The following is a 16,497-nucleotide window of genomic DNA, read 5'->3' as shown; positions in this document are numbered from 1 at the left end:
ACGAAAGAACCACCCATGCTGCACGGCTACAACCCGCCCCACCGTTACCTGCCCTACCTGAGCTGGACCGAGATCGCAGACCTGCCCGACAAGGAGAACATCGTCATCGTGCTGCCCACCGGCGCGACCGAGCAGCACGGCCCGCACCTGCCGTGTGCGGTGGACACCGTCATCAGCGCAGGCGTGGTGGGCCATGCACTCGCGCGCCTGCCGGATGATGTGCCCGCGTTTGCGATGGCCCCCATCACCTATGGCAAGTCCGAAGAGCACCTGCACTTCCCTGGCACCGTCACGCTGAGCGGCGAAACCCTGCTGGCGACCATGAACGAGGTGGGCGAGTCGGTGTACCGCGCGGGTTTTCGCAAGCTCCTGTTCGTCAACGGCCACGGCGGTCAGCCGCAGGTGATGGAGATGTGCGCCCGCGAGCTGCGGCTGCGCCATGGCGACTTCATCGTGGTGCCCAGCTTTACCTGGCGAGTGCCGCATGTGGCGGGCAAGTTCCTCTCCGACAAGGAAAAGCGCCTGGCAATGCACGCCGGCCACGGCGAAACCGCACTCATGCTGGCCCTGGCCCCCGACACCGTGCACATGGAGCGCGCGGTGGTCAACTACCCGCCCGTTTTTGATTCGCCTCTGCTCTCGCCCGACGGCCGCCCCGCCTGCGCCTGGAGTGCCCGCGACTTCGGCCCCAGCGGAATCATTGGCGACCCGCTGCCCGCCACGGCCGAACAGGGCCACGCCATCCTCGACTCGCTGGCCGTGAGCTGGGCCGCTGCCATCACCGAGCTGCACAAGCTGCAGTGGGCACCGCGCGCTGAGCCCACCTGGGGCCGCGCCCAACACACCGGCCACATCGAGCACCCGTCCGCACTGGCCTGAAATCTGCGAGCGCCACTGCAAATCCTTTTCGCCTTTCCTTTCGTTGTCCCGTCGTTGTCCCTTCGTTCCACCTCCACCCCCTACCGGAGTACCACCATGATGAAGACCGCCTCCCGCCTTTCCAAAATTGGTGCAGCCGCGCTGCTCGCTGTTGGTGCCGTCGGCACCATGCAGGCCCACGCGCAGGAAAAGTTCACCTACATGACCAACTGGTACGCGCAGGCCGAGCATGGCGGCTTCTACCAGGCGGTGGCCACGGGCCTGTACAAAAAATACGGGCTGGACGTGACCATCAAGATGGGCGGCCCACAGGTCAACATCGTGCAGATGATGGCCGCTGGCCAGGCCGAATGCGTGATGGGATCGAGCGACCTGCAGATGATCCAGATGCGTGAAGGCGGCGTGCCCGTGGTCAACGTGGCAGCGGTGTTCCAGAAGGACCCGCAGGTACTCATCGCGCACGAGGACGTGAAGAAGTTCGAAGACCTCAAGGGCAAGACCATCCTGATCGCATCGTCTGCCCAGCGCGGCTACTGGCCCTGGCTCAAGGCCAAGTACGGCTTCACCGATTCGCAGACCCGCCCCTACACCTTCAACATCCAGCCCTTCGTCGCCGACAAAAACAGCGCCCAGCAGGGCTACCTGACATCCGAGCCGTTTGCGATTGCGAAGGCGGGTGTCAAGGCCAACACGCTGATGTTCAGCGACCAGGGCTACCCCGCCTACGCCACCACCATCTCGTGCATGGAAAAGACGGTGAAGGACCGCAGCGCCGCCGTAGCCTCGTTCGTGAAGGCGTCGATGGAAGGCTGGAAGAGCTACCTGGCCGACCCGGCCCCCGCCAACGCGCTCATCAAGAAAGACAACCCCAACATGACCGACGAGCAGCTCGCCTACAGCGTGGCCAAGCTCAAGGAAATGGGCATGGCGACCGGGGGCGACGCAGCCACCATGGGCATCGGCATCATGACCGACGCGCGCGCCAAGGCCAGCTACGACTTCCTGGTGGACGCCAAGCTCATCGACCCCGCCAAGGTCAAGCTGACTGAGACCTACACCACGGCCTTCGTCAAAGACCTCAAGGTTCTGCCCTGAGCCCTGACAGCCCTGAAACAGCGGCCGGTGCGCAGCCCTCCCACGCCCGGCCGCATCCATCGAAAGGCGACCATGACATCCCCCGCTGAATCTCCGCCGCTGGCACACGCCCAGGCACCGCTGCCCCATTCCACGCCCGCCGTGGAGGTGCTCTCCGCTGAAAAAACCTACCCCAACGGCACGCAGGCCCTGTTGCCGGTGGACCTGACCATTGAGGAAGGCGAATTCGTCACCCTGCTCGGCCCATCGGGCTGCGGCAAGAGCACGCTGCTGAAAATGGTAGCGGGCCTGCTGGAGCCCACCGACGGCCGCCTACACCTGTGGCGCAAGCCCGTGGCGCAGCTGGACGAAAGCGGCAAGAAGATGGCGTTTGTCTTTCAGTCGCCCACGCTCATGCCCTGGGCCAGTGTGCAGACCAATGTGCGCCTGCCGCTGGACCTGGCGGGCGTACCGCGTGCCGAGGCCGACGCGCGCGTGACCGAAGCGCTGGCACTGGTGGGCTTGTCCAAATTTGCCAACGCCCTGCCCCGCGCCCTGTCGGGCGGCATGCAGATGCGCGTATCGATTGCGCGCGGCCTGGTCACCCAGCCCGACCTGCTGTTGATGGACGAGCCCTTTGGCGCGCTGGACGAAATCACGCGCCACAAGCTCGACGCCGACCTGCTCGACTTGTGGCGCAAGAAGAAACTCACTGTGATCTTTGTGACGCACTCGATCCACGAGGCGGTGTTCCTCTCCAGCCGCGTGGTCATGATGGCCGCACGACCCGGTCGCGTGGTCGAAGAGTTCCGCATCGACGCGCCCTACCCCCGCACGGCCGACTTCATGGTGTCGCCCGAATTCAGCCGCTACGCCAAGCTGCTGCAGGACAGCCTGCTGCGCGCCAGCGTGGACACCGAGGAGACCGTGGCATGAGCACCCCCTTCCCTTCCGCACCCATGGCGTCCCCCGTGGTGACCGCGCACCCCGCAGCCGCCCCGCGCTCCGCGCCCGCACCAGTCGCTGCCAAACCTGCCGCCAAGACCACGCCCAAACGCCCGCCGCTCATGGCCCAGCCCCGCGTGCAGCGCGTGGTCTACCCCGTGCTGGTTGGCCTGGTGCTGATCGCACTGTGGCAGGGCATGGTCACAGCCATGGAGCTGCCGCCCTACCTGGTGCCCTCGCCCATCCTGATGATGAAGACGCTGTTCACCGACTGGGCGGCCCTCGGCGGCTCGCTGTGGGTCACCGTCAAGATCACGGTGCTGGCCTTTGTGGTGGCCACCGTCGCGGGGGTGCTGGTCTCGTTCCTGTTTGTGCAAAGCAAGCGTATCGAGACCGCGCTCTTCCCCTACGCCGTACTGCTGCAGGTCACGCCCATCGTGGCCGTGGCGCCGCTCATCATCATCTGGGTGAAGGACCCGACGGCGTCGATGGTGATCTGCGCCGCACTGGTGGCCCTGTTCCCCATCATCAGCAACACCACACTGGGCCTGCGCAGTGTGGAGCCGGATCTGCAAAGCTACTTCCAGCTCAACCGCGCCACGCGGCTGCAGACGCTGCTGCGCCTGCGCATCCCGAGCGCACTGCCCTACTTCTTTGGTGGGCTGCGCATCTCCAGCGGCCTGGCGCTCATCGGCGCCGTGGTGGCGGAGTTTGTGGCGGGCACCGGGGGCCAGGGCGCAGGGCTGGCGTACCAGATCCTGCAGGCAGGCTTTCAGCTCAACATCCCGCGCATGTTTGCTGCGCTGCTGCTGATCTCGCTCACCGGTGTCACGCTCTTCGTGCTGATGGCATGGCTCACACGCGTCGCCCTGGGCGGCTGGCACGCCAGCGAAACGTCGCACGACTAGACCTTTCACCCCCATCGCCAACACACCGCGCGCAGCCACTGGCGCGCGGCACGGGCTTCCTTTTGCCCAAAACGGCCGCCAGCGGCCAAGGAGATACCGACATGACCACCACCGCCCATCAACTGCCCGACCTGCTGCCCGACCTGGACTGGATCGCCGACCCGCTGCGCGTGGGCCGCCTCTCGCAGGACTTTGCCTGGTTCAGCCCCGTGCTCAAGCGAGACCTGGCAGGCAAACGCGGCGACATCGCCGTACGTCCACGCACCGAAGCAGAAATCCGGCAGGTGGTGGCCGCCTGCGCCAGCGCGGGCATGCCCCTGACCGTGCGCGGCAGCGGCACCGGCAACTACGGGCAAAGCACGCCGCTGCATGGCGGCGTGATCCTGGACCTGTCGGGCTACAACGCCTTTGGCTGGGTGCGCGGCGGCGTGGGCCGCGCGCAGTCGGGCATCCGGCTGGCGGACTTTGACGCGCAGGCCAAGCCCCACGGGCAAGAGCTGCGCTGGCTGCCCAGCACCTACCGCAGCGCCACGCTGGGTGGGCTGTTTGGCGGCGGCTTCGGCGGCGCGGGCTCCATCAACCACGGCCCGCTGGCCGCGCCCGGCAATGTGCTGGCCGTGCGCGCCATGACGGTGGAGCCCGAGCCCCAGGTCATCGAACTGCGCGGCCCAGAGGCCATGCTGCTGCACCACACCTACGGCACCAACGGCATCGTGCTGGAGCTGGAAGTGGCCCTGACCCCTGCCGTGGAGTGGACCGAATGCATCGCCACCTTCGAACAGTTCGACGCCGCGCTGGAGTTTGCCGACCGCTTTGGCAGCGCGCCCGGGCTGGAGAAAAAAGAGGTGTGCTTTGTGGCCGCCCCCATCCCGCAGTACTTCACCAGCCTGGCCGAGCACCTGCCCGCCAATCAGCACGCCGTGCTGCTGCTGGTGGCACCGCACTCCGAGGCGGGCATGCGCGACATGGTGGCGCAGCACGGCGGGCAGGTCACCTACCGCAAGACCGCCGACGAAGTGGCCAGCAGCCACAAGACGCTGCTCGAATACACCTGGAACCACACCACCCTGCACGCCCTCAAGGTGGACAAGGGCCTGACCTACATCCAGAGCGGCTTCAACCCCATGCACCGCCTCAAGCAGGTGAAGGCGCTGGAGGCCGCACTGAAGGGCGAGGTGATGATGCACCTGGAGTTCTTGCGCACCAAGGAAGGTGCCTTCAACTGCAGCGGCCTGCAGATCATCCGCTACACCACCGATGAGCGCCTGAACCAGATCATGCAGATCTACCGCGACCACGGCGTGCAGATCAACAACCCACATGTGTACATCGTGGAAGACGGCAAGCAGAACAACCTGGACCCGGCCGTGGTGGGCATGAAGCGCCGCTTTGACCCCCAGGGCCTGCTCAACCCGGGCAAGCTGCGCAGCTGGTACACGGCCGAACCCACAGCCCCCGTGCAGACACCTGTACGCCAAACAGCGTAGAGAAAACGGGTGGCGCGTGTCGCACCCACAGGCCTCTACCGCTTACCTGAAGGGCATAATCAGCTACTCATTTCGTAGCAGACCATCACCCCATGCCCTGGCACGCCCGCCTCCAGCTCGACTACACGGCAGAACACAGCGCCCGCACCGTCGCCCGCTACGAGCACAACGGGCCGCTGCGCATCCTGCAAAGCCTGTACCCCGAGGGCGACGCCATCTGCCACAACGTGCTGGTGCATCCACCTGGTGGCCTGGTGGGCGGCGACACACTGGACATCACCACCACCGTGGGCCCCGGCGCCCACGGCCTGGTCACCACACCCGGGGCCACGCGCTTTTACCGCTCCACCGGCCCGCTGGCGCTGCAGCGCAGCCACCTCACCCTGGCCGAAGGTGCGCGCCTGGAATGGCTACCACTCGAAGCCCTGTGCTACAGCGCCTGCCACGCCGAAAACCACCTCACGCTGAACCTGGCCCCCGGCGCCGAATGCATCGCCTGGGACGTGACCGCGCTCGGCCTGCCCCATGCGGGCCAGCCCTTTGAACAAGGCCGCTTCACCCAGCACCTGGAAGTACCCGGCCTGTGGCTGGAGCGTGGCGTCATCGATGCCACCGATGACCGGCTGCTGAGCAGCCCCTTGGGCCTGGCAGGTCACCGCTGCATGGCCAGCATGTTTTTTGCCACAGGCACGCCCCTGGACCGCACCCGCCGCGATGCGGCCTTGGACGCAGCCCGTGCAGTGATGGATAAACACCCCCAGGTCAAGGCAACAGCAGGCGCCACCAGCCCCAATGACCGCATGGTGGTGGTGCGCGTGCTGGCGCCGCAGGTGGAGCCTGCGATGAAGCTGCTTAAGGCCGTGCGAGTGGCTTGGCGGGAGGTGCTGTGGAAGCTAGAGGGGGAGGCGCCCAGGATTTGGGCGATGTGAACGTGGGCACAGCTTCGCTCGCACTGGCAATGCCTGCCAAGGATTACAAGGCGGGCTTACGTGCCTGAAGTGCGGAGCAAGTCTTCACGAGCCAGTGGCCGTGGTGGCCTTTATCCGTTCGTTCCGGGGGACAGTTTCTCTGCAATCAGGTTGGCTGTGTAGCGCAGTCGTTGAATGTCCGCATCCGCGTTCACCGTACGACTGAAGCAGCACAGCGTGCCGTATATCTCGCCGCCAGGCAGGCGCACCGGAGTGCTCAGATGGGTCCCGATGGGAAAGCCCGGATCTGGCGCTTGGCCCTGCGCAATCAGCGGCTTGGCATCTGCGATCTGCTCCGGCAGGCGGCCGTCGACCACGTATTGGCACCAACTTTCCTCGACCGGATCTGATTGGCCAGCATGGACGGGAGAAAAGCCTGGCGCGCAATCCACTGCCTCTATCACGCGGCGGCCGTTGGCGATCTGGGATACAAAAGCGACGTCCATGCCCAGACGTGTGCGCAGCATCCTTAAAACGGTGGGCACCACATCAGGCAGATCGGGATCCGCAGAGTCACTGGTGGCAACCAGCAACTCAGAGATGGTGACGTCGAGATCGTCGGGGTTGTAGTCCAGCAAGTGCATACCCACCAGTCTAGATCGCAACCGGCGTGATGCCGGTAAGCAGACGTTGAAAATGGGTATCGAAACGCACGCTGCTAAGCAGCGCTGGTCCCGCCTTGAGTCCGCGACCGCAGGGCGTACCAAACGCCCTGCACTCAATGGGCACGCACGCGGTCGTGCACGTCCAGGAACTCAGGTGGCTGGGGCAATTGCCGCAGGCACCTTCAACAACCCATCCGCTTTGAACATGGCGCGAATCCCCCGCACCGCTTGCCGAATCCGCGCCTCGTTCTCGATCAGCGCAAAGCGCACGTATTCATCCCCCTGGTCGCCAAACCCAATGCCCGGCGACACGCACACCTTGGCCTTGTCCAGCAGCTGCCGCGCAAACTCCAATGAGCCCAGCGCGCGATATGGCTCTGGAATACGTGCCCAGATGTACATGCTCGCCTTGGGGCAGTCCACGGCCCAGCCGGCTTCGGTGAGGCCCTTGTAGAGCACGTCGCGGCGGCGCTGGTACTGGGCGGCGATGTCTTTCACGCATTGCTGGTCGCCCTCCAGCGCGGCAATCGCAGCCACCTGCAGGGGCGTGAAGGTGCCGTAGTCGTGGTAGCTCTTGATGCGGGCCAGGGCCGCCACCAGGTCGGGGTTGCCCACCATGAAGCCCACGCGCCAACCGGCCATGTTGTAGCTTTTGCTCAGGGTGAAAAACTCCACCGCCACGTCCTTGGCGCCGGGCACTTCCATGATGCTGGGGGCGCGGTAGCCGTCGTAGACGATGTCGGCGTAGGCCAGGTCATGCACCACCAGAATGTCGTGCTTCTTGGCCAGGGCGATGACGCGCTCGAAGAACGAGAGGTCCACACACTGCGCCGTGGGATTGCTGGGAAAGCCGAAGATCATCATCTTGGGTTTGGGGTAGCTGCCGCGGATGGCCTTTTCCAGCTCGGCAAAACAGTCCACATCCGGCGCCACGGGCACGCTGCGGATGTCGGCCCCGGCAATCACCGCGCCGTAGATGTGGATGGGGTAGCTCGGGTCGGGCACCAGCACGGTGTCGCCCCGGTCCAGCGTGGCCAGCATGAGGTGGGCCAGGCCCTCCTTGGAGCCGATGGTGACGATGGCCTCGGTGTCGGGGTTGATGTCCACCGCGTAGCGGTCTTTGTACCAATGGCTGATGGCGCGGCGCAGGCGCGGGATGCCTTTGCTGGCGCTGTAGCCGTGGGTGTCGGGCCGCTGGGCCACTTCGGTGAGCTTGGCGACGATGTGCGGTGGTGTGGCCCCGTCGGGGTTGCCCATGCTCATGTCGATGATGTCTTCGCCCCGGCGGCGGGCGGCGAGTTTGAGCTCGGCCGTGATGTTGAAGACGTAGGGAGGGAGGCGATCGATGCGCGCAAAACGGCGCTTGCCCTGCGATGCAGACATGCGGTGTGACTTTCACGTAAGCGCCCGGAACCGTCCGAGCGACGTGGCTGGCAAAAAGGCCAGCCCGCAGCCAATGTAGCGCAAGCTGCGGACAACGCTCCAGCCCTTTGTGCGCAGTGTGGCGGCAATGCCGCAGTTGGGACGATGGATCGCCGCCCCCTCTACGATGGGCGCATGAGCACCACCTTACCCACCAGCCCCTCCGCCCTGCCTGCCGACCACCCTTTTTGCCCAGGTGCAGGTGCTGGCCTTCGACATCTTTGGCACCGTGGTGGACTGGCACGGCAGCATTGCGCGCGAGGTGCGTGCGCTCTACCCCCAGGTGGATGCCGATGCCTTCGCGCTGGCCTGGCGCGCAGGCTACCAGCCTGCCATGGCGCGGGTGATGCGCGGCGAACAGGGCTGGACGCTGATCGATGCCCTGCACCGGCAGATCCTGGACGAGATCCTGCCGCGCTTTGGCCTGAGCCACCTGGGCGAGGCCGAGCGCCAGCACCTCAACCGCGTGTGGCACCGGCTCGATGCCTGGCCCGACAGCGTGCAGGGCCTGACGCGGCTCAAGCAGCGCTACACCATCACCACGCTATCGAACGGCAACATCGGCCTGCTGACCCACATGGCCAAGCGCGCCGGGCTGCCCTGGGACTGTGTGCTGAGCGCCGAGGTGTTCAAGGCCTACAAGCCCCACCCCGACACCTACCTGGGCGTGGCGCGGGTGTTTGACCTGCCACCGCAGCAGGTGGCGCTGGTGGCCGCGCACCACGACGACCTCGCTGCTGCGCGGGGCTGCGGCCTGCGCACGGCATACATCGAACGGCCGCACGAGTTTGGCGTGGCTCAGCCCAAGGATGTGTCGCCGCAGCCGGGCAATGACCTGCATGCCCAGGACCTGAACGATCTCGCCAGCATGCTGGGGTGCTGAACGGCCTGCGGTGCGGTGTGCGCCAGTGTGTGCGCGCTTCAGTGCGCCACCAGCAGTTGCACAAACATCTGTACCTTGGCGCGGCACTCAGCGCTGATGGAGGTGAACTCCAGCCCCGCCACCCATTCGTCGCCCTCCTGCTTGAGAGTGACGACGCGGGCGTACACATCGGCCACACGGTAGTCCACCAGCGGCAGCTCGAACTCCAGCTTGATCTCGCTGTGGGGTTCCAGCGGCTCGATCAGCTCCACGAGCAGGCCGTGGTAGCCGATGTCGCGGATGGCGCCGTGCACGATGTGGGGCACCACGATCTTGTCCTGCATGCGCTGGCACAGGCAGGGCAGGCGCGCGTCCACGCGGTGGCTGCGGCGGAACTCCTGGCGGGGCACCTTGAGCTTGTGCGACGGGATGGCGATCAGCTCGCGCAGGCTGACGGGCTGCGTGCGCCCCTTGACGAACACCTGCATGGGCGCAGACGCCGACACCAGCCCCCAGCAGCGCTGGTAGGTGGAGTCGCTGATCAGCACCTGGCCGCGCAGGCTCAGCGCCTCGATGCGGGAGGCCAGGTTCACCGCCTCGCCGATCACCGTGTATTCGGAATACACATCCGACCCAAAACGCCCGGCCATCACAGTGCCGGTGTTCACGCCGATGCCCAGAAACACCTCGGGCAGGCGCTCGGTCAGGTGGGCCAAGTTCAGCTCGCGCATGGCAATCTGCATCTCCACCGCGCAAAGCAGCGCCCGGTCCACATCGTCATCGCGGGCCACCGGTGCGCCAAACAGCACCATGATCGAGTCACCCATGAACTTGTCGATGGTGCCCTGGTACTTGAAAACCACTTCCGACAGACGTGCCAGGCAGCGGTTGAGCGCCGCAATGACCACCGACGCAGGCTGCGAGCCCGACAGCGCCGTGAACCCGCGCAGGTCGGCCAGCAGGATGGTCACCTCGCGCGGCGCCACCTCCAGGCCGTTGGCGGCAGCGCCCTCGGGGTTCTCCATGCCGTGCAGGATGTCTGCCATCTCGGCCTGGGCCGCCTCGCCCAGGGGCTTGCCGGTTTCGCGTTCGATCAGCGCCTGCAGGCGGCGCACGGCGTCGTGGTGGAATTCTTTGTGCATGGAGGTCTGGGGCGTGGAGCGGCCGGGCTTTTGTGGGTGGGGGTAAGAACCTGTTCAAGAGGCAATGCCTGCCCTTCGCCACCCAGAATAGGCGCCGCCCCACGGCTGGTCAACCGGTGAAAACACTCCGGGCAAAGCAGCAACAGCGAGCGCTATGGCAACTACTCACCATCAAAAAACTGATGTGCGGAGGACGCGAGCAGCGTCCCAGCACTGTCAGAGGGTGATTTGGAGTGTTTTTGACTTCAAGCGCTAGAAACACATGCGCTGATAGCTATTACTTGTGTAGCAATCGGCGGATTGCCCACCTTCACCCGGCGCTCACCCGGTCCACGCACACAAACTCGCCCACGGCACCGTCATAGTCCCAGCGGGCCGCCACCCTTGCCTGACCGTCCAATGCGGCGCCCGATGCCTCGGTGCTAAGCACCACCAGGCTGTTGGGGCTGCCGTGCCGCAGGCGGTGCGACACCGCCGTGCCTGCGCTGCTGGCCCACAGCCCGGGCAAGGGCTGCAGCAGGCGCGGCTGATGCACGTGGCCGGACAGCAGCATTTGCGCACCGGCAATGCGCCATCGCTCGATGGCTTCGTCTGCACGGTGAGGGCGGTGGTCGCGGTCCTCGGCGTCGCGGGCCACCAGGGGGTGGTGGCTGGCCACGATCCGCCATGCGCCAGGGGGCGCCCGCGCCAGGAGCAGCGCCACATGCTCGATCTGCGCGGACGACAGGCTGCCGCGCTCGTGCCGCCAGGCGCGTGTGGTGTTCACGCCCACCACGTAGAACGCCCCCATCTGCCGCACGGGCTCCTGGTCCATGCCGAACTGTTCGGAGAACCGCTCGTACGAACGGCCCCAGCGCATCCACCACGCGAACAGGGGCAGGTCGTGGTTGCCCGCCAGCACCAGACTGCTGCGCGCATGCAGGCCCTGCACAAACCGGGCGGCCTGTTCAAACTGCTCGGCCGTGGCGCGCTGCGTGAGGTCGCCCGACACCACCACCATCGCCACGCCCAGGCGTTGCGCCAGCCGCTGCACAGCGGCGCACACCACCGGGTCGTGCGCACCGAAGTGCAGGTCGGACAGGTGCATCAGAACCGTCATGGCAGGGGGTGGCGCGGGGTGGGCAGGCGCAAGGGTCGCTCCATCAAGCAGGCAGCAGGCCGGGTGCGGGGGTGGCGCCCGGCGCGGGCGTGTCGGCAGGGACGAAAGCAGTGGCTTCTTCAGGCGGGGGGGTCTGCGATGCACCGTCACGCGCAAGTTGACTCGGTGCCACCAGCCACAGTGGCCGCGCACTGATGCGGAAATGCAGGGGTGGCGCCATCCATTCCCGCTCGCCGTCAAACGCCACCTTGACCTGGGGGGGCCGCCAGCTGGCGGGAGCCACCGACAGCTCCGAACAAGCCATGCTGACCACCGCGTTGTCCTTGTCGAGCTGGCCGGTGGCCGCATTCCACACCGTGCGGGCGATGGCCCAGCGCCCTTGCGGCTTGAGCATGACCACGGCCAAGTGCCCACCATCGGCCACCTTCTGCGCCTGCGGCAGGCCCATGCGGTCCAGCTGCAAGGGGTTGTTGCCCACGAACAGGGTAGTGACCAGGTGCTCTTCCTGCTGCGCCTCGGCGCCCTGGTGCGTCTTCATCACCACGCGCCAGCGGCGGCCCGACGCGGGGCGGAGCAGGCTCCACACCGCCGCTGCCACGGCCACCCAGCGCTTGCGGCCAAAGCGGCGCGATGCCATCTCACGGTCGGCCAGCATCTTGGGGTACAGGCCCACGCTGGCGTTGACCACAAACATGCGCCGGTTCACAAACCCCACCTGCACCGGCCGCAGGTCCCCTGCATGCAGGGCCTGCAGCAGGTCCTGCACGGCGGTTTCCGGTTCCAGCGCCAGACCGTGCTCGCGGCTGAAATAGTTGAAGGTGCCCATGGGCACCACCCCCAGCGGTACCCCGGCGCGCAGCGCGGCCGACGCCACGGCGTTGATGGTGCCGTCGCCCCCGGCGGCCACCAACAGCCCGCCGTCATCCTGCGCGGCCTGGGCAGCACGCTCGGCCAGCTGCACGATGTCTGCACGGCGGTCGGGCACATGCCAGACCACATCGTGCGTCTGCAAGGCGGGCACGCCCTCCAGCTTGGCGCGCAGCAGGCCCAGGTCGGCACCGGGCCGCCGAGGCACCACCAGGTGGATGGGGCCACGGGGCTGGGGGGGAAGGGTGTGTTCCGAAGGTGTCATGCGAAAACTCTGCAACAAACAAGAGCAACCCCACAGCGCGCAGAACAAATCGCAGCGGCCGGGCAGGCCCACAGGCCCACCCCACCATCGGCAAGCCCGTACGGACTGCAGGGCACTCCATGGTGACAAGCCATCACGCGCGGCGCAGCCGGTAACCACCCCTTGCGCCTGTCAGCCAGCGCCGACAACCGCGCTGTGGGCAGGTTCACAGGCCAAATACACCCACCACACGGCGGGATGCTGGGAACTTCAGTACAACCCCGGCTTCTGTCACTGAGCCCCTGCACGTTGCGGGTGCCCCAAAAGAGAAAGGACGCGTGATCTCCATGACCACAACCTCCAGCGCCCTGGCTTCCAACGACATAGGAGCCCTGCTGGCGCAGCACCCCTTGGGCTGGTGGATGGCTGGCGCAGTGGCTTTTGCCCTGCTGGGCAGCGCTGCGTTGACGGGCTTGCGCAGCCTGCGGCAGCATGTGGGCACGCCGCTGGGCCGCGTGTTTCCGCCCCAGGCCCGCTGGGTGCTGGTGGCGGCCATGGCGGCTTCGGCCTGTACGCTGGTGCTGGCGGGTGCCACCCTGGCAGAGCTGGCCGAAAGCGGGAGCGCCCAAGGGTACTGGGGCGCGCTGGACGACGCACTGGCCGCCAGCCTGCAAGCACAGGCACCGGCCGCCGTACTGCAATGGTTTGCCACCCTCACCCACCTGGGCGACACCTGGGTGCTGACCGCCCTGGCGCTGGGCGTGGCTGCCGCGCTATGGCTGCGCCGGCACCGCCTGCTGGCCACCGGCTGGCTGGTGGCCATGGCGGGCAACGGCGCGCTGACCAAGGTGCTGAAGAACCTGTTCGAGCGCGTGCGGCCCGAGCACACGCACGGCATTGCCGAGGCCAGCGGCTACAGCTTTCCCAGCGGGCACAGCAGTGCATCGATGGTGGCCTACGCCATGCTGGCCTACCTGGCCACGCGGCTCTTGCCGCGTGCATGGCACCTGCCTGCGGCGATGCTGGCCGGTGCGCTGATCTTCACCACCGGCTGGAGCCGCGTGGTGCTGCACGTGCACTACGCCAGCGACGTGCTGGCGGGCTGGCTGCTGGGTTGCACGTGGATGGTGTGCACGGTGCTGATCATGGAGAGCGTGTCGCGCTGGCGCAGTCCGGCCCTTGCTACCGCTGCAGCGCAACGCCTCTGAGCCTTCAGATCGCCACGAGGTTCCGAATGCCCTTGGCTTCCATCTCCGATCCCGGCCCGCGCGCGATGACTTCGCCGCGCTCCATCACCAGGTACTCGTCGGCCAGCTCCTGCGCAAAGTCGTAGTACTGCTCGCACAGCAGGATGGCCATCTCGCCCTGGTCCGCCAGCATGCGAATCACGCGGCCGATGTCTTTGATGATGCTGGGCTGGATGCCTTCGGTGGGCTCGTCCAGGATCAGCAAACGCGGGCCGGGGGCCAAGGCGCGGGCGATGGCGAGCTGCTGCTGTTGGCCGCCCGACAGGTCACCGCCCCGGCGCTTGAGCATTTGCTTGAGTACGGGGAACAGCTCGTACAGATGCGGCGGCACGGGGGTGGAGCCGCTTTTGTAGGCCAGGCCCATGCGCAGGTTTTCTTCCACGGTGAGGCGGCCGAAGATTTCGCGGCCTTGGGGCACAAAGCCGATGCCGGCGCGCGCCCGGTCGTAGGGCGTGGCCTTGTCGATGGGCTTTCCGTCAAAGCTGATGCTGCCGCTCTTGATAGGCACCAGGCCCATCAGGCTTTTGAGCAGCGTCGTCTTGCCCACGCCGTTGCGGCCGAGCAGCACGGTGACCTTGCCCGGGGTGGCGGTGAGGCTCACGTCACGCAGGATGTGGGAGCCGCCATAGTACTGGTTGATGTTCTGGACGGTGAGCATGGTGACTTGAAATGTTTTGGGCCGCTAGCGCTAGTTCCATATGCGCTGGCAGCTATGTTTTTGATAGTGATTTCCTTCACCGGCCGAGGTACACCTCGATCACGCGCTCGTCGGCCTGCACCTGGTCGAGCGTGCCTTCTGCCAGCACCGAGCCATCGCACAGCACCGTCACTTTTTCGGAGATGGTGCGGATGAAGCCCATATCGTGCTCCACCACCATGAGCGAGTGTTTGCCCTTGAGCGTGAGGAACAGCTCAGCCGTGCGCGCGGTTTCTTCGTCCGTCATGCCCGCTACGGGTTCGTCCAGCAGCAGCAGCTTGGGGTCCTGCATCAGCAGCATGCCAATCTCCAGCCACTGCTTTTGCCCGTGGCTCAGGTTGCCCGACTGGCGCGTGACGCTGTCGGCCAGGTGGATGGTGTGCAAGATCTCGGCCAGGCGATCCGACTGCGCGGAGTCGAGCCGAAAGAACATGCTGGACTTCACGCCCTTGTGGGTCTTGAGCGCCAGCTCCAGGTTCTCAAACACGCTGAGCTGCTCGAACACCGTGGGCTTCTGGAACTTGCGGCCGATTCCCAGGCTGGCAATCTCGGGCTCGTTGTGGCGCAGCAGGTCAATAGTGGAGCCGAAGAACACCGTGCCTTTGTCAGGCCGCGTCTTGCCGGTGATGATGTCCATCATCGTCGTCTTGCCTGCGCCATTGGGGCCGATGATGCAGCGCAGCTCGCCCGGGGCGATGTCCAGGCTCAGGCCGTTGATGGCCTTGAAGCCGTCAAAGCTCACGTGCACGTCTTCCAGGTACAGGATGCGGCCATGGGTCACGTCCACCTCGCCCGGCACCGCCACGCGTGAGAAGCCTGCCGCGCGGCCGCCCGACTCGGTCTGGCCCAGCACAGCGGGCGCCAGCGTCTTTTGCAACCGCCGCGCGCCTTCTTCCATCAGATCGGGCGTCATTGCGCAGCTCCCTTCGTGGTTGTCATTTTTGCTTTGAGCTTCTTGACCAGGCCCACCACGCCATCGGGCAGGAACAGCGTCACGGCAATGAACAGTGCGCCCAGAAAGTACAGCCAGAACTCAGGCGCCGTCACCGTGAGCCAGCTCTTGGCGCCGTTGACGATGAACGCGCCCACAATGGGCCCGAGGAGCGTGGCGCGGCCGCCCACGGCCGCCCACACGGCGATCTCGATGGAGTTGGCAGCACTCATTTCGCCGGGGTTGATGATGCCGACCTGGGGCACATACAGCGCGCCCGCCACGCCACACATCATGGCGCTGATGGTCCAGATGGTGAGCTTGTAGGGCAGCGGCGAGTAGCCCGAGAACATCACGCGGCTCTCTGCATCGCGCACGGCCTGCAGCACGCGGCCGAACTTGCTGCGCACCAGCCAGCGGGCCAGCAAAAAGAAGCCCAGCAGCGTGACGCCCGTCAGCACGAACAGCGTCATGCGCATGTTCTGCGTGGCAATGGGCATACCCAGGATGCGCTTGAAGTCGGTGAACCCGTTGTTGCCGCCAAAGCCAGTCTCGTTACGGAAGAACAGCAGCATGGCCGCATAGGTCATGGCCTGCGTGATGATGGAAAAGTACACCCCCTTGATGCGCGAGCGGAAGGCGAAGTAGCCGAAAACAAACGCAATCACGCCCGGCACGGCCACGATGAGGATCAGCGTGGCGATGAAGCTATCAGACAGCGCCCAGTGCCAGGGCAGCTCCTTCCAGTCAAGGAACACCATGAAGTCCGGCAGGTCGCTCTTGTAGTTCCCGTCGCGGCCGATCTGGCGCATGAGATACATGCCCATCACGTAGCCGCCCAGCGCAAAGAACAAACCATGGCCCAGGCTCAGGATGCCGGTGTAGCCCCAGATCAGGTCCATGGCCAGCGCACAGATGGCGTAGCACATGATCTTGCCGAGCAGCGCTACGGCGTAGTCGCTGAGGTGGAAAACGCTGCCGGCGGGCACCCACAGGTTGAGCACGGGGGCGACGGCGCACACCACGATGAGCGCCACGATGAAGGCCGACCAGCCGCCGCGCGTGAGCAGCGGCGCGGGTGCGGGCAGTTGGATGTTGGGAGAGGTTGGCGTAGTCATGA

General features: G+C 66.1%; 16 protein-coding genes and 1 pseudogene. 9 read left to right on the top strand and 8 right to left on the bottom strand.

All coding sequences use genetic code 11. The features are described from left to right. The first annotated feature begins 15 nt into the window (after nt 1-15). The 6 genes from ACOYR4_RS05705 (at nt 16) to ACOYR4_RS05680 (ending at nt 6,222) form a co-directional block, all read left to right on the top strand. Nucleotides 16-879 carry a creatininase family protein gene (locus ACOYR4_RS05705; protein ID WP_422848909.1) on the top strand — a complete coding sequence of 288 codons (864 nt, stop codon included), beginning with the start codon at nt 16-18 and terminating at the stop codon, nt 877-879. A gap of 96 nt (nt 880-975) precedes the next feature. Next, entirely contained in the window at nt 976-1,974 is a 999-nt protein-coding gene (locus ACOYR4_RS05700) for an ABC transporter substrate-binding protein (RefSeq protein ID WP_422848908.1), read from the top strand. 72 nt (nt 1,975-2,046) lie between these two features. Further along, complete coding sequence (locus tag ACOYR4_RS05695) at nt 2,047-2,889, top strand: ABC transporter ATP-binding protein (protein WP_063463089.1); 843 nt, start codon at nt 2,047-2,049, stop codon at nt 2,887-2,889. Beyond that, entirely contained in the window at nt 2,886-3,806 is a 921-nt protein-coding gene (locus ACOYR4_RS05690; protein ID WP_422848907.1) for an ABC transporter permease, read from the top strand. The genes ACOYR4_RS05695 and ACOYR4_RS05690 overlap by 4 nt, the downstream gene beginning before the upstream one ends. 101 nt (nt 3,807-3,907) lie before the next feature. Continuing rightward, a complete protein-coding gene (locus ACOYR4_RS05685; protein ID WP_422848906.1) occupies nt 3,908-5,293 on the top strand; it encodes an FAD-binding oxidoreductase in 1,386 nt (461 codons plus the stop codon). A gap of 92 nt (nt 5,294-5,385) precedes the next feature. Then, nucleotides 5,386-6,222 (top strand): urease accessory protein UreD, encoded by an 837-nt coding sequence (locus ACOYR4_RS05680; RefSeq protein ID WP_422848905.1) that lies wholly within the window; start codon nt 5,386-5,388, stop codon nt 6,220-6,222. A gap of 110 nt (nt 6,223-6,332) precedes the next feature. Here ACOYR4_RS05680 and ACOYR4_RS05675 read toward each other — a convergent pair whose 3' ends face one another. Both ACOYR4_RS05675 and alaC read right to left on the bottom strand, forming a co-directional pair. Further along, nucleotides 6,333-6,845, bottom strand: a complete 513-nt coding sequence (locus tag ACOYR4_RS05675) for a GAF domain-containing protein (RefSeq protein WP_060985157.1) — start codon at nt 6,843-6,845, stop codon at nt 6,333-6,335. A 171-nt stretch (nt 6,846-7,016) separates the two neighbouring features. Next, nucleotides 7,017-8,249 carry an alanine transaminase gene (alaC, locus tag ACOYR4_RS05670; protein ID WP_422848904.1) on the bottom strand — a complete coding sequence of 411 codons (1,233 nt, stop codon included), beginning with the start codon at nt 8,247-8,249 and terminating at the stop codon, nt 7,017-7,019. 235 nt (nt 8,250-8,484) lie between these two features. Here alaC and ACOYR4_RS05665 point away from each other — a divergent pair, with 235 nt between their 5' ends. Continuing rightward, nucleotides 8,485-9,171 (top strand): haloacid dehalogenase type II, encoded by a 687-nt coding sequence (locus ACOYR4_RS05665; protein WP_422848903.1) that lies wholly within the window; start codon nt 8,485-8,487, stop codon nt 9,169-9,171. A 38-nt stretch (nt 9,172-9,209) separates the two neighbouring features. Here the strand turns inward: ACOYR4_RS05665 and ACOYR4_RS05660 are convergent, their stop codons facing one another. Together ACOYR4_RS05660 and ACOYR4_RS05655 are read right to left on the bottom strand one after the other, a co-directional pair. After that, on the bottom strand, nt 9,210-10,292 hold the full coding sequence (locus ACOYR4_RS05660; RefSeq protein WP_060984123.1) for an adenylate/guanylate cyclase domain-containing protein: 1,083 nt from the start codon (nt 10,290-10,292) through the stop codon (nt 9,210-9,212). A 310-nt stretch (nt 10,293-10,602) separates the two neighbouring features. Then, nucleotides 10,603-11,391, bottom strand: coding sequence for a metallophosphoesterase family protein (locus ACOYR4_RS05655; RefSeq protein ID WP_422848902.1), 789 nt, complete (start codon nt 11,389-11,391; stop codon nt 10,603-10,605). Nucleotides 11,392-11,585: 194 nt separating this feature from the next. Here ACOYR4_RS05655 and ACOYR4_RS05650 point away from each other — a divergent pair, with 194 nt between their 5' ends. Further along, nucleotides 11,586-12,203, top strand: a complete 618-nt coding sequence (locus ACOYR4_RS05650; RefSeq protein WP_422849625.1) for a hypothetical protein — start codon at nt 11,586-11,588, stop codon at nt 12,201-12,203. On the opposite strand, the pseudogene ACOYR4_RS05645 reads toward ACOYR4_RS05650, so the two are convergent. Continuing rightward, nucleotides 12,167-12,523: pseudogene (locus tag ACOYR4_RS05645) on the bottom strand (diacylglycerol/lipid kinase family protein); the annotation flags it as partial. The gene ACOYR4_RS05650 and the pseudogene ACOYR4_RS05645 sit on opposite strands and share 37 nt — an antisense overlap. A gap of 326 nt (nt 12,524-12,849) precedes the next feature. Here ACOYR4_RS05645 and ACOYR4_RS05640 point away from each other — a divergent pair. Continuing rightward, nucleotides 12,850-13,710 carry a phosphatase PAP2 family protein gene (locus tag ACOYR4_RS05640; RefSeq protein WP_422848901.1) on the top strand — a complete coding sequence of 287 codons (861 nt, stop codon included), beginning with the start codon at nt 12,850-12,852 and terminating at the stop codon, nt 13,708-13,710. Nucleotides 13,711-13,714: 4 nt separating this feature from the next. Here the strand turns inward: ACOYR4_RS05640 and urtE are convergent, their stop codons facing one another. From urtE to urtC, 3 genes are all read right to left on the bottom strand, one after another. Continuing rightward, a complete protein-coding gene (urtE, locus tag ACOYR4_RS05635; protein ID WP_108626704.1) occupies nt 13,715-14,407 on the bottom strand; it encodes an urea ABC transporter ATP-binding subunit UrtE in 693 nt (230 codons plus the stop codon). Nucleotides 14,408-14,483: 76 nt separating this feature from the next. Further along, nucleotides 14,484-15,359 (bottom strand): urea ABC transporter ATP-binding protein UrtD, encoded by an 876-nt coding sequence (gene urtD, locus ACOYR4_RS05630; protein WP_015012821.1) that lies wholly within the window; start codon nt 15,357-15,359, stop codon nt 14,484-14,486. Continuing rightward, complete coding sequence (urtC, locus tag ACOYR4_RS05625) at nt 15,356-16,495, bottom strand: urea ABC transporter permease subunit UrtC (protein ID WP_422848900.1); 1,140 nt, start codon at nt 16,493-16,495, stop codon at nt 15,356-15,358. Before urtC ends, urtD begins: the two co-directional genes overlap by 4 nt. Between the last annotated feature and the right edge of the window lie 2 nt (nt 16,496-16,497).

The sequence above is a fragment of the Acidovorax sp. M14 genome (assembly GCF_049331375.1).
Classification (GTDB): Bacteria; Pseudomonadota; Gammaproteobacteria; order Burkholderiales; family Burkholderiaceae_C; genus Acidovorax.
Note: the sequence above shows the minus strand (reverse complement) of the source record. Positions and strands in the feature narration are given on the sequence as shown.